Raw genomic sequence first — 13628 nt, forward strand, 5'->3', positions numbered from 1 at the left:
GATTAGGGAACACATTGTGTTCCCTTTTTTAAAATAAAGATGTAAGCAATTGGAGGTTCATTATGAGTACACCGAAATATAATCGTGTCGTTTTAAAGCTGAGCGGAGAAGCTTTAGCTGGCGAGCAAGGATTTGGAATTAACCCGGCTGTTATTAAGTCAGTTGCGGAACAAGTGAAAGAAATTGCAGAACTTGATGTAGAGGTTGCTGTTGTTGTTGGTGGCGGTAACATTTGGCGTGGGAAAATTGGAAGTGAAATGGGCATGGATCGTGCAGGAGCAGATTACATGGGCATGTTAGCAACAGTTATGAATTCATTAGCTCTTCAAGATAGCTTGGAGAACATTGGAATTCAAACTCGCGTACAAACTTCAATTGAGATGCGTCAAGTGGCAGAGCCTTACATTCGTCGTAAAGCAATCCGTCACTTAGAGAAAAAACGTGTTGTTATCTTTGCAGCAGGTACTGGTAACCCATACTTCTCTACAGATACAACAGCAGCATTACGTGCAGCGGAAATCGAAGCGGACGTTATTTTAATGGCGAAAAACAATGTAGATGGCGTATATAGTGCAGATCCATCTATTGACCCAACAGCTACGAAATACGAAACACTTACTTACTTAGATGTATTAAAAGAAGGTTTAGGTGTAATGGATTCTACAGCTTCTTCTTTATGTATGGATAATGATATTCCATTAATTGTATTCTCGGTTATGGAAAAAGGTAATATTAAACGTGCCGTTTTAGGCGAAAATATTGGAACAGTTGTAAGGGGGAAATAAATATGGGACAACAAGTATTGAAGTCTTCAAATGAAAAAATGGAAAAAGCAGTTGCTGCTTATTCTCGTGAATTAGCAACAGTTCGCGCTGGTCGTGCAAGCTCGTCTGTATTAGATAAGGTACAAGTTGATTACTATGGTGCACCAACACCAGTTGTGCAATTAGCGAACATTACAGTTCCAGAAGCGCGTTTACTTGTAATTCAACCTTATGATAAAACTTCTATCGGTGATATTGAAAAAGCAATTTTAAAAGCAGATTTAGGCTTAAACCCTTCTAATGATGGAACTGTAATTCGTATTGCATTCCCTGCATTAACAGAAGAGCGTCGTCGTGATCTTGTAAAAGTTGTGAAAAAATATGCTGAAGAAGCAAAAGTTGCTGTTCGTAACGTACGTCGTGATGGTAATGACGATCTTAAGAAGCTTGAAAAAGCTGGCGAAATTACAGAAGACGATTTAAGAGGATATACTGAAGATATCCAAAAAGAAACAGATAAATATATTGCAAAAGTTGACGAAATCGCAAAAAACAAAGAAAAAGAAATCATGGAAGTGTAATAGCGATAACTTCGCAAATATGACCCTCTTCTTAAGGGGGTCTTTTTACACTTTTAGGCATACGTCTGCTTGTTGGAGGGTATGAATGATGTTTAAAAAGTTTCCTTTTTTTAAAGCTAAAAAGGTCACATCGTTTGATCATCTCATTGAAGAAGTGAAAAAAGGATATATCCCAGAACATATTGCTATTATTATGGATGGTAATGGAAGATGGGCGAAGAGAAGAGCGATGCCTCGCATTGCTGGACATCATGAAGGCATGCAAGTTGTGAAGAAAATTACAAAATTTGCAAGTAAACTTGGTGTGAAAGTATTAACTCTTTATGCTTTTTCGACTGAGAACTGGAAAAGACCGAAAAAGGAAGTTGATTATTTGATGAAACTTCCAGAAGAATTTCTAGGTACATTTTTACCAGAATTGATTGAAGAAAACGTACAAGTCCGAGTAATAGGGCAAAAAGATCGTCTCCCTACGCATACGCGCAGAGCGATGGAAAAAGCCATGGAAGATACGAAAGAGAATACGGGATTAATTCTTAATTTCGCGTTAAACTATGGAAGTCGAGATGAAATCGTTTCTGCTGTGCAACATATGATGAAAGATAGTGAGGAAGGAAAAATTCGTACTGAAGAAATAAATGAAGAAATAATTTCTTCTTACTTAATGACGAGTTCTTTACCTGATCCAGAGTTGTTAATCCGTACAAGCGGAGAACTACGTATTAGTAATTTCATGTTATGGCAAATTGCTTATTCAGAATTTTGGTTTACAGATGTGTATTGGCCAGATTTTACGGAGGAACATTTGCTAAATGCGATTACAGACTTTCAGCATAGAGGGCGCAGATTCGGAGGCGTGTAGAAAGAGAGGGTTTGGTAGTGAAACAGAGAATTATTACTGGAGTGATTGCTGCCGCGCTATTCATTCCCATCGTAATTTACGGTGGTGTGCCTTTTACAGTTTTAGTGTATGCACTTGCTTCTATAGGTTTATATGAATTAATTCGTATGAACAAGCTTACGCTTATTTCGGTACCGACAGTTTTAGCTGCAGTATTATTGTGGGTTATTTTAATTCCAAGTAGTGCATCAGAGCTGTTTACATGGATTGGATTAGGTAAATTAGAAATCACATTTGTGATTGTTTTATTACTTTTATCATATACAGTCCTTTCTAAGAATACATTTACTTTTGACAATGCTTCATTTTTACTTATGGCAACGACATATGTTGGAATGGGATTCTTATATTTAAATGAAACGAGAATATTGGGAATCAAATATGTGTTCTGTGCACTATTTGTCATTTGGGCAACTGATTCAGGTGCATATTTCATAGGAAAAGCATTTGGAAAAAGAAAATTGTGGCCAGAAATTAGTCCGAATAAAACGATTGAAGGTTCATTAGGCGGTATTGTTTGCGGAGTTGTTGTTGCACTTGTTTACAACATGTTCTTCCCAGTTGAAGCGAATGTAGGAGTTTTAATCGTTCTGACGATTATCATTTCTATTTTTGGACAAATTGGTGATTTAGTGCAATCTGCATTTAAACGCCATTATGGTGTAAAGGATTCAGGTACAATTTTACCTGGGCATGGTGGTATATTAGATCGAACAGATAGTTGGTTATTTGTGTTACCAATTCTATACTTCTTATTACAATATAATTAATAAATGAACGAGGGGTTGGAGTCATGAAAAACATTAGTTTATTAGGTGCAAGCGGATCAATCGGTACACAAACATTAGATGTGTTACGCTCGCACCCAGACCAATTCCGTCTCGTTGCTTTTTCTGTAGGGAAAAATGTTGACTACGCAGTAAAGGTAATTCAAGAATTTTCTCCGCAAATTGTCTCTGTGCAAAGAGAGGAAGATGTTTTAAAATTACAAGCTGTTTCTGGTAATACAAAAGTCGTATATGGTAGCGAAGGCTTATTAGAAGTAGCGTTACACCCAGATACAGAAATTGTAGTGAATGCTGTAGTAGGTAGCGTAGGGTTGTTACCGACACTCCGCGCAATTGAGGCAAAAAAAACAATTGGAATTGCAAACAAAGAAACTTTAGTAACTGCAGGGCATCTTGTAATGGAAGCAGCACGAAAACATAACGTTTCGTTACTTCCGGTAGATAGTGAACATTCAGCTATTTTTCAATGCTTGAATGGTGAAAATGAAAAAAGGATCTCTCGACTAATTATCACTGCTTCAGGCGGAAGTTTTCGTGATAAAACGAGAGATGAATTGCATCATGTGACCGTAGAAGATGCGCTTCGTCATCCAAACTGGTCAATGGGTTCGAAAATTACAATTGATTCTGCTACAATGATGAATAAGGGGCTAGAAGTAATTGAAGCACACTGGCTTTTTGGTATCCCTTATGAGCAAATCGATGTTGTTCTACATAAAGAAAGTATTATTCATTCTATGGTTGAATTTGAAGATCGTAGTGTAATGGCGCAGCTTGGCTCACCTGATATGCGAGTACCAATTCAATACGCGCTTACATATCCTGATAGATTACCTCTTTCAGACACGAAACAGTTAAATTTATGGGAAATGGGAACATTGCATTTTGAGAAAATGAATCAAGAACGTTTCCGTTGTCTACGTTTCGCGTATGAAGCTGGAAAAACAGGTGGAAGTATGCCAGCTGTAATGAATGCGGCAAATGAAGTAGCTGTTGAAGCTTTTTTACAAAAGAGAATTGGTTTCTTAACGGTTGAAGACCTCATTGAAAAAGCAATGCACCATCACAATGTCATTGCGCGTCCGAGCTTAGAGGAAATTCAGGAAATTGATGCAGCCACAAGACGGTTTGTGATGGAACAAATTTAGCAAAGGTGGTTATGGAATTGAATACAGCGATTGCCTTTATATTAATTTTCGGTGCACTCGTATTTTTCCATGAGCTAGGGCATCTATATTTCGCAAAAAGAGCAGGTATTTTGTGCCGCGAGTTTGCGATTGGTTTTGGTCCGAAAATATTCTCATTTGAGAAGAATGAAACGGTGTATACGATTCGATTACTGCCCCTTGGTGGCTATGTAAGAATGGCTGGCGAGGATGCGGATACAGTTGAGTTAAAGCCCGGGAAAAAGGTTGGCCTTGTATTAAATGAAAAAGACGAAGTTGTGAAATTAGTTTTTGACGGACATGAAAAATATCCAAATGTTCGTGTCATTGAAGTCGAACAAGCTGATTTAGAACACAATCTTACAATTTCGGGATATGAAGAGTACGAGGAAGAGCAGCAAACATTCCGAGTGAATGAAAAAGCTCGTATCATTTCTGCGGGAGAAGAAATCCAAATCGCTCCGTATAATAGACAATTTGGCTCTAAAAAGTTGGGCCAACGTGCTCTAACAATTTTTGCAGGTCCTGCAATGAACTTTATTCTAGCATTTGTTATTTTTGTGATTCTTGGATTTGTACAAGGAGTTCCTGTTGACAAACCGATGGTCGGAAAAGTAATGGAGAATAGTGCTGCAGAACAAGCTGGATTAAAAGAAAATGATACAATTCAAGCGATTAATGGGAAGAACACTAGTACATGGAAAGATGTTGTATCAATTGTTCGTGAAAACCCAAATAAAGAAATTACGTTACAAGTAAAGCGTGATAGTGAGCAATTTAATGTAAAAGTAACACCAACGGTTGATAAAGAAGGAAAAGAAGAAGTTGGTAGAATTGGTGTTTACTCTCCTGTAGAGAAAACAGTGATGGGTTCTATCAAATCAGGATTTGAACAAACGTACCAATGGACGAAACTAATTTTTGATTCTCTTGTGAAATTAGTAACGGGTCAATTTTCTATTAATGAGTTGTCAGGTCCAGTAGGAATTTATAATCTAACAGATCAAGTTGTAGAGTATGGATTTACGCGTGTACTAAGTTTAGCAGCAGTTTTAAGTATTAACCTTGGTTTATTTAATTTATTACCAGTCCCAGCTTTAGACGGTGGACGTTTGTTCTTCTTCTTAATTGAAGCGTTAAGAGGCAAACCGATTGATCGTCAAAAAGAAGGAATGGTTCACTTTATTGGTTTTGCATTATTAATGTTGCTTATGTTAGTTGTAACATGGAATGACATCCGTAAGTTTTTCTTGTAAAATAAGATGAAGTTTATAATGAAATAAAGCTCGTAGAATAAAATCCCTCACCTAACTCGAGGTGAGGGGTTTTACTGCGTGTAAGAGTAAAATGAAGAGGTGCGAATCAATGAAACAAAGTATGGTATTCAGTCCTACATTACGTGAAGTTCCAGCCGATGCTGAAATTAAGAGTCATCAATTATTACTTCGCGCAGGGTTTATGCGTCAAAATGCTTCAGGTATTTATAGTTTTCTACCATTTGGTCTAAAAGTATTACACAAAGTAGAACGTATTGTTCGTGAAGAAATGGAGCGCGCAGGAGCTGTAGAATTATTAATGCCAGCTATGCAAGCTGCAGAATTATGGCAAGAATCAGGCCGTTGGTATTCTTACGGATCTGAATTAATGCGTATGAAAGATCGTAACGCTCGTGAATTTGCATTAGGGGCGACACATGAAGAAGTAATTACTGATCTTGTACGTGATGAAGTAAAATCATATAAAAAATTACCGTTAACACTATATCAAATTCAAACAAAGTTCCGTGACGAACAAAGACCTCGTTTCGGTTTATTACGCGGAAGAGAGTTTTTAATGAAAGATGCATATTCTTTCCACGCTACGCAAGAGAGTTTAGATGAAGTGTATGATCGCTTATATAAAGCATACTCTAACATCTTTGCTCGTTGTGGCTTGAATTTCCGTGCGGTTATTGCTGATTCTGGAGCAATGGGCGGAAAAGATACACATGAATTTATGGTATTATCAGATGTTGGTGAAGATACAATTGCATACTCTGATACATCTAATTATGCAGCGAACATTGAAATGGCTCCTGTTGTAGCTACGTATACGAAGAGTGACGAAGCAGAAAAGGCACTTGAAAAAGTAGCAACACCAGATCAAAAAGCAATTGAAGAAGTATCTGCATTCTTAAACATTGAAGCGGAAAAGTGCATTAAGTCTATGGTATTTAAAGTAGACGAGAAATTAGTAGTTGTACTTGTTCGTGGTGATCATGAAGTAAACGATGTAAAAGTGAAAAATGTATACGGCGCTTCAGTTGTTGAACTTGCTTCTCATGAAGAAGTAAAAGAATTATTAAATTGTGAAGTTGGTTCATTAGGACCGATTGGTGTGACAGGCGATGTAGAAATTATTGCTGACCATGCTGTAGCATCAATTGTAAACGGATGTTCAGGAGCGAACGAAGAAGGGTTCCATTATGTAAATGTAAATCCAGAACGTGACTTTAAAGTAAGTCAATATACAGATTTACGTTTCATCCAAGAAGGAGATCAATCTCCAGATGGAAACGGAACAATTCTTTTCGCGCGTGGCATTGAAGTTGGTCATGTATTCAAATTAGGAACTCGTTATAGTGAAGCGATGAACGCAACATTCCTAGATGAAAACGGAAAAACAAAACCACTTATTATGGGTTGTTACGGTATTGGTGTATCTCGTACAGTGGCAGCAATTGCAGAGCAGTTTAATGATGAGAACGGTCTAGTTTGGCCAAAAGCTGTTGCACCGTTCCATGTGCATGTAATTCCAGTAAATATGAAATCTGATGCACAACGCGAAATGGGTGAAAACATCTACAACTCATTACAAGAGCAAGGATACGAAGTATTACTAGATGATCGTGCAGAACGTGCAGGTGTTAAATTTGCAGATGCAGATTTATTCGGCCTTCCAGTCCGCGTTACAGTTGGTAAAAAAGCAGATGAAGGTATTGTAGAAGTGAAAGTACGTGCTACAGGCGAGTCTGAAGAAGTGAAAGTAGAAGAACTTCAAACATATATTGCAAATATTTTAAAATAAGAAGGGGTACCTCGTAATGAGGTACCTTCTCTTTCTTTGTAAACGTATTTTGTAAAAGAAGAAGGTAGAAATCTTTCTTTGTAGTACGTTTCAATTTATAATAGCAAATGGAAGGAGAGTGCTTATGTCATTAACAAATGAACAACAAGAGCGATTTCAAATTTTGCTCCAGCAGTTGCAAATACCAGAAGACCTTATAAATCAATATTTACATGGCGGTGGTATTGAAAAGCTAGTTATTGATAAAGCGAATAAAAGTTGGCATTTTGACTTACAAGTGCCACGTATTTTGCCGACAGAATTATATGAATTGCTAGAAACAAAGCTTAAGCAATCATTTTCTCATATTGCAAGAACAACATTTGCATTAGAAACAGAGAATAAACAATTTACAGAAGAAGAAGTTAAAGCGTATTGGCCGCTTTGTACGGAACGAATTACATTTTCACCTATGTTCGCATACTTAAAGAAGCAACTTCCGCAGGTCAATGGCGTGAAGTTACTATTAAATGTGAATAATGAACTGGAATCTACAGCCTTAAAGAAAAACGTTGCGAAAACAGTAGGTGATCAATACGAAGCTTTTGGATTCCCACGTTTTCAGTTAGACACACATATAAAGCAAAATGCAGAAGAGATGCAAAAGTTTCGTGAGCAAACTCAGCAAGAAGACCGTCAACGTGTTATACAAGCTATGGAAGAAATGGCGAAGAAGCAGGCTGAAGAAAGCAGTGTTGTGCATGAAGGACCGATTGTACTCGGGTATCTTATTAAGCCAGATGAAGAGATTACACCGATGCGAGAAATTCAAGATGAAGAAAGAAGAAAAACGGTTCAAGGGTATGTCTTCCATGTAGAAACAAAAGAGCTTCGTAGTGGTCGTACGTTATTAACCTTAAAAATAACAGATTATACGGATTCTATTATGATCAAAATGTTCTCTCGTGATAAAGAAGATATTCCAATGCTACAATCCTTGAAAAAAGGAATGTGGGTGAAAGCACGTGGTTCTGTTCAAAATGATACATTCGTTCGAGATTTAGTAATGATTGCAAATGATATTAATGAAATAACAGGGCCGTCTCGTAAAGATAAAGCGCCAGAAGGCGAAAAACGTGTAGAGCTTCACCTTCATACTCCAATGAGCCAAATGGATGCTGTTACTCCTGTTTCTAGGCTTGTTGCTCAAGCAGGTAAATGGGGGCATGAGGCTATTGCAGTTACAGACCATGCTGTTGCGCAGTCATTCCCAGAAGCATATTCTGCTGGTAAAAAGGCTGGAGTTAAAGTTCTATACGGTGTAGAAGCAAATTTAGTTAATGATGGTGTACCGATCGCTTATAACGAAGCACATCGTCTACTGGCAGAAGAAACATATGTTGTCTTTGATGTTGAGACAACAGGATTATCTGCTGTATATGACACAGTCATTGAGTTAGCTGCTGTAAAGGTAAAAGGTGGCGAAATTATTGATCGCTTTGAATCTTTCGCAAATCCCCATCAACCATTATCGGCGACGATTATTGAATTAACAGGTATTACTGATGATATGTTAACTGATGCACCAGAAGTGGCCGAAGTGTTTAAGAAGTTTGAGGAATGGATGGGTGACCATACACTTGTTGCTCATAACGCAAGCTTCGATATGGGATTCATTAATGTCGGCTTTAAAAAGGCCGGGCTAGAAAAAACGAAAAATCCAGTTATTGATACGTTAGAACTTGCACGGTTCTTATTCCCGGAAATGAAAAATCATCGGTTAAATACGATGTGTAAAAAGCTTGATATCGAATTAACGCAACATCACCGTGCGATTTATGATACAGAAGCAACGGGATATTTACTTGTGAAAATGTTGAAAGATGTGATTGAAAAGGGATTCGAATATCACGATCAACTAAACGATAGTATGGGGCAAGGGGATGCATATAAACGTGGGCGTCCAAGTCATATGACATTACTTGCCACATCAGACGTTGGATTGAAAAATTTATATAAACTTGTTTCCTATTCTCATCTGAATTACTTTTACCGTGTACCACGTGTACCACGATCATTATTAAAAAAATATCGCGAAGGTATATTAGTAGGCACGGCTTGTGATAAAGGTGAAGTGTTTGAAGCGATGATGCAAAAAGCACCTGAAGAGGTAGAAGAAATTGCACAGTTCTATGACTATATTGAGGTTATGCCTCCAGAGGTGTTACGTCATTTAGTAGAACGTGAACTTGTTCGAGATGAAGGACAATTAAAAACAATTATTTCTAACTTAGTAAAACTAGGTGAGACGTTAGATAAACCAGTTGTTGCTACGGGGAATGTGCATTATTTAGATCCAGAAGATGCGATGTATCGTAAAATTTTAGTAAGTTCACAGGGCGGAGCAAATCCGTTAAATCGCCATTCATTACCGCCTGTACATTTCCGTACAACAGATGAAATGCTAGATTGTTTTTCATTCTTAGGTGAAGATACAGCGAAAGAAATTGTTGTAACAAATACACAAAAGATTGCATCATTAATTGGTGATGTTCATCCAGTAAAAGATGATTTATACACACCGAAAATTGAAGGTGCTGATGATGAAACCCGTGATATGAGTTATAAAATGGCACGCAGTATTTATGGTGAAGAACTACCGGAAATTGTAGAAGCTCGTTTGGAAAAAGAATTGAAAAGTATTATTGGACATGGATTCGCCGTTATTTATTTAATTTCGCATAAGCTTGTGAAAAAATCGTTAGTAGACGGCTATCTAGTAGGTTCGCGTGGATCGGTAGGGTCATCATTTGTTGCAACGATGATGGAAATTACAGAAGTAAACCCATTACCACCGCACTATGTATGTCCAAAGTGTAAACAATCAGAATTCTTTAATGACGGTTCTGTAGGTTCTGGTTTTGACTTGCCAGATAAAGAATGTCCAACATGTAATGTTTCATACGTGAAAGATGGACATGATATTCCGTTCGAAACGTTCCTTGGATTTAAAGGAGATAAGGTGCCCGATATCGATTTGAACTTCTCCGGAGAATACCAACCGCGTGCCCATAACTATACGAAAGTACTGTTCGGTGAGGATTACGTATACCGTGCTGGAACAATTGGTACGGTTGCAGAAAAAACCGCTTATGGGTATGTAAAAGGTTATGCTAATGATCATAACTTAACAATTCGAAATGCAGAGATCGATCGCTTAGTAGCGGGATGTACGGGAGTAAAGCGTACAACCGGACAGCATCCAGGTGGTATTATCGTTGTGCCAGACTACATGGATATTTTCGACTTTTCGCCAATTCAGTTTCCCGCTGATTCAATAGGGGCTGAGTGGAGAACAACGCACTTTGACTTCCATTCCATTCATGATAATTTATTGAAGCTTGATATATTAGGACACGATGATCCGACCGTTATTCGTATGCTTCAAGATTTAAGTGGTATTGATCCGAAAACAATTCCAACGGATGATCCGGAAGTAATGAAGATTTTCTCAGGTCCAGAATCTTTAGGAGTAACGGAAGAACAAATTAACTGTAAAACAGGTACACTTGGTATACCAGAGTTTGGTACGAAATTCGTAAGACAAATGTTAGAAGAAACGAAACCAACGACGTTTTCAGAGCTTGTCCAAATTTCTGGACTGTCTCATGGTACAGATGTATGGCTAGGTAATGCGAACGAATTAATTTATAACGGTACGTGTACACTGAGTGAAGTTATCGGTTGTCGTGATGACATCATGGTATATTTAATTTATCAAGGCTTGGATCCATCATTAGCCTTCAAAATCATGGAGTCGGTGCGTAAAGGTAAAGGTGTACCAGAAGAATGGGAAGAGGACATGAGAAATAACAATGTACCAGGTTGGTATATTGATTCATGTAAGAAAATTAAATACATGTTCCCTAAAGCCCATGCGGCTGCTTACGTACTTATGGCTGTACGTATCGCATACTTTAAGGTACATTTCGCACTTTTATTCTATGCGGCATACTTTACAGTTCGTGCAGATGACTTTGATGTAGAGGCGATGGCGAAAGGTTCAGCATCCATACGTGTAAGAATTGATGAAATTGCACAAAAAGGATTGGATGCAGCACCGAAAGAGAAGAGTTTATTAACGGTACTAGAAATGACGCTTGAAATGTGTGAACGTGGCTACTCATTCCAAAAGGTTGATTTATACCGCTCGCATGCAACCGAATTTATTATTGATGGGGATACTTTAATTCCTCCATTTAATGCAGTGCCTGGTCTTGGTACAAACGCAGCTTTCAGTATCGTTGAAGCTCGTAAAAATGGTGATTTCTTATCAAAAGAAGACTTACAGCAACGTAGTAAGGTTTCTAAAACGATTATTGAGTATTTAGATAGTCAAGGTTGTCTAGGAGATTTACCGGATCAAAACCAATTGTCACTGTTCTAATAGGTAGGAAAAGTCTTTGCAAATCAACATTTGCTATGGTATACTATAAACCGAGATAACCATGTCATGTATATTTTGTGAAAAAGAGAGTGGGGAAACCCACTCTTTCGTGTTACTATCTACATTTTATTTCTGTAGATAGTAAAGATATTTCTGTCGTATATACATATTTTGTTACAAGTTTTACTTCTTAAATTTGGTAATACTAAGACAGATATTCCCTGCTTAACGGCAGGGGCTTTTGTTAGCTAACGAGAAAGAATAAGATATACCGTCTTTATGAACGGAATCTTTTCTTGTAAATGGTACATGGCGGCAGGAAGGAGGCTGTTTATGGATAAGAAAGTCACAGAAGTTGTAGAAGCATTTGCGCAGCCAATCGTTGAAGAGTTAAATCTTGAACTTGTAGATGTAGAGTATGTGAAAGAAGGACAAGACTGGTTCTTACGCGTATTCATCGATTCTGAAAAGGGAGTCGACATTGAAGAATGCGGTGCGGTAAGTGAACGTTTAAGCGAAGCTTTAGATAAAGAGGATCCAATTCCTCATCTTTACTTTTTGGATGTATCATCTCCTGGAGCGGAACGCCCATTAAAGAAAGAGAAAGACTTCCAGCAAGCGGTAGGAAAACAAGTGGCAATTAAAACATATGAGCCGATTGATGGTGAAAAGATGTTTGAAGGAAAGCTACTTTCCTACGACGGTACTACAATTACACTACTATTAACAATTAAAACACGTAAAAAAGAAATCCAAATTCCAATGGATAAAGTTGCAAATGCGCGACTTGCTGTTACGTTTTAGTAAGAAGGGGGATCTTCATGAGCACTGAGTTGTTAGATGCTTTGCTCGTATTAGAGTCAGAAAAAGGTATTAGTAAAGATATTATTATTGATGCAATTGAAGCAGCATTAATCTCTGCTTATAAACGCAATTTTAACCAAGCACAAAACGTTCGTGTGAGCTTTAACCCAGAAGTGGGAACAATTCAAGTTTTAGCACGTAAGGACGTTGTTGATAATGTGTTTGATCCACGTCTTGAAATCTCTGTAGAAGAGGCGAGACAAATTAATCCAAACTACCAAGATGGCGACGTACTAGAAATTGAAGTAACGCCAAAAGATTTTGGTCGTATTGCAGCGCAAACTGCAAAACAAGTTGTAACACAACGAGTTCGTGAGGCGGAACGTGGTGTTATTTATTCAGAATTTAGTGATCGTGAAGAAGACATTATGGTTGGTATTGTACAGCGTCAAGATGCTCGTTTCATCTATGTAAGTTTAGGGAAAGTAGAAGCTTTATTACCTGTAAGTGAGCAGATGCCAAATGAGCAATATAAACCACATGATCGTATTCGCGTATTTATTACAAAAGTAGAAAAGACAACGAAAGGACCACAAATTTACGTATCACGTACACATCCTGGTCTTTTAAAACGTTTATTCGAAATGGAAGTTCCAGAAATTTATGATGGAACTGTAGAAATTCGCTCTGTAGCACGTGAAGCAGGCGACCGTTCTAAAATTTCTGTATATGCAGAGAATATCGATGTTGATCCAGTAGGTTCTTGTGTAGGACCGAAAGGACAACGTGTACAACGCGTTGTGGATGAACTAAAAGGTGAAAAGATTGACATCGTTCGCTGGTCAAATGATCCAGTTGAATATGTTGCGAATGCTTTAAGTCCATCACAAGTCGTTAAAGTACTTGTAGATGAAGAAGAAAAAGCAACAACTGTTGTTGTTCCAGACCACCAGCTTTCATTAGCAATTGGTAAGCGTGGACAAAATGCGCGCCTTGCAGCTAAATTAACAGGCTGGAAAATTGATATTAAAAGTGAGTCTGATGCGAAACAACTTGGTATTGTGACAGAAGAAGATAGCGTAATCGCATTCGGATTCGATTCAGTTGAAGACGAAATCGAGTAGAGGTGATG

At 37.9% G+C, this 13628-nt stretch carries 10 protein-coding genes; all 10 read left to right on the forward strand.

All coding sequences use genetic code 11. The annotated features are described in order from the left end of the window. Nucleotides 1–62: 62 nt before the first annotated feature. The 10 genes from pyrH to nusA all read left to right on the forward strand — a co-directional run bounded on the left by pyrH (nucleotide 63) and on the right by nusA (nucleotide 13620). Nucleotides 63–785, forward strand: coding sequence for a UMP kinase (gene pyrH / locus BAU28_RS14035; protein WP_002173093.1), 723 nt, complete (start codon nucleotides 63–65; stop codon nucleotides 783–785). 2 nt (nucleotides 786–787) lie between these two features. Continuing rightward, nucleotides 788–1345, forward strand: a complete 558-nt coding sequence (gene frr / locus BAU28_RS14040) for a ribosome recycling factor (protein ID WP_000531505.1) — start codon at nucleotides 788–790, stop codon at nucleotides 1343–1345. An 85-nt stretch (nucleotides 1346–1430) separates the two neighbouring features. Beyond that, nucleotides 1431–2207 carry an isoprenyl transferase gene (uppS, locus tag BAU28_RS14045; RefSeq protein WP_002173092.1) on the forward strand — a complete coding sequence of 259 codons (777 nt, stop codon included), beginning with the start codon at nucleotides 1431–1433 and terminating at the stop codon, nucleotides 2205–2207. Between the two features lie 17 nt (nucleotides 2208–2224). Continuing rightward, a complete protein-coding gene (cdsA, locus tag BAU28_RS14050) occupies nucleotides 2225–3016 on the forward strand; it encodes a phosphatidate cytidylyltransferase (RefSeq protein ID WP_071718857.1) in 792 nt (263 codons plus the stop codon). Between the two features lie 23 nt (nucleotides 3017–3039). Next, nucleotides 3040–4182: a 1-deoxy-D-xylulose-5-phosphate reductoisomerase gene (gene dxr, locus BAU28_RS14055; protein ID WP_002173090.1), complete on the forward strand. Its 1143-nt coding sequence runs from the start codon at nucleotides 3040–3042 to the stop codon at nucleotides 4180–4182. A gap of 17 nt (nucleotides 4183–4199) precedes the next feature. Further along, nucleotides 4200–5456, forward strand: coding sequence for an RIP metalloprotease RseP (gene rseP / locus BAU28_RS14060; protein WP_002173089.1), 1257 nt, complete (start codon nucleotides 4200–4202; stop codon nucleotides 5454–5456). A gap of 109 nt (nucleotides 5457–5565) precedes the next feature. Next, nucleotides 5566–7266: a proline--tRNA ligase gene (locus BAU28_RS14065; protein ID WP_071718858.1), complete on the forward strand. Its 1701-nt coding sequence runs from the start codon at nucleotides 5566–5568 to the stop codon at nucleotides 7264–7266. A 124-nt stretch (nucleotides 7267–7390) separates the two neighbouring features. Then, nucleotides 7391–11692 carry a PolC-type DNA polymerase III gene (locus BAU28_RS14070; RefSeq protein ID WP_071718859.1) on the forward strand — a complete coding sequence of 1434 codons (4302 nt, stop codon included), beginning with the start codon at nucleotides 7391–7393 and terminating at the stop codon, nucleotides 11690–11692. Nucleotides 11693–12025: 333 nt separating this feature from the next. Next, nucleotides 12026–12496, forward strand: a complete 471-nt coding sequence (gene rimP, locus BAU28_RS14075) for a ribosome maturation factor RimP (RefSeq protein ID WP_000359095.1) — start codon at nucleotides 12026–12028, stop codon at nucleotides 12494–12496. A 17-nt stretch (nucleotides 12497–12513) separates the two neighbouring features. Beyond that, nucleotides 12514–13620 carry a transcription termination factor NusA gene (gene nusA / locus BAU28_RS14080; RefSeq protein ID WP_002173086.1) on the forward strand — a complete coding sequence of 369 codons (1107 nt, stop codon included), beginning with the start codon at nucleotides 12514–12516 and terminating at the stop codon, nucleotides 13618–13620. The last annotated feature ends 8 nt before the right edge of the window (nucleotides 13621–13628 follow it).

It is taken from the genome of Bacillus paramycoides (assembly GCF_001884235.1).
Lineage (GTDB): Bacteria > Bacillota > Bacilli > Bacillales > Bacillaceae_G > Bacillus_A > Bacillus_A paramycoides.

What these genes read in the sequence shown, in the direction of transcription:
- frr (WP_000531505.1), top strand. Translation starts at nt 788, where the DNA reads ATGGGACAACAAGTATTGAAGTCTTCAAATGAAAAAATGGAAAAAGCA.
- uppS (WP_002173092.1), top strand. Translation starts at nt 1,431, where the DNA reads ATGATGTTTAAAAAGTTTCCTTTTTTTAAAGCTAAAAAGGTCACATCG.
- nusA (WP_002173086.1), top strand. Translation starts at nt 12,514, where the DNA reads ATGAGCACTGAGTTGTTAGATGCTTTGCTCGTATTAGAGTCAGAAAAA.
- pyrH (WP_002173093.1), top strand. Translation starts at nt 63, where the DNA reads ATGAGTACACCGAAATATAATCGTGTCGTTTTAAAGCTGAGCGGAGAA.
- BAU28_RS14065 (WP_071718858.1), top strand. Translation starts at nt 5,566, where the DNA reads ATGAAACAAAGTATGGTATTCAGTCCTACATTACGTGAAGTTCCAGCC.
- dxr (WP_002173090.1), top strand. Translation starts at nt 3,040, where the DNA reads ATGAAAAACATTAGTTTATTAGGTGCAAGCGGATCAATCGGTACACAA.
- BAU28_RS14070 (WP_071718859.1), top strand. Translation starts at nt 7,391, where the DNA reads ATGTCATTAACAAATGAACAACAAGAGCGATTTCAAATTTTGCTCCAG.
- rimP (WP_000359095.1), top strand. Translation starts at nt 12,026, where the DNA reads ATGGATAAGAAAGTCACAGAAGTTGTAGAAGCATTTGCGCAGCCAATC.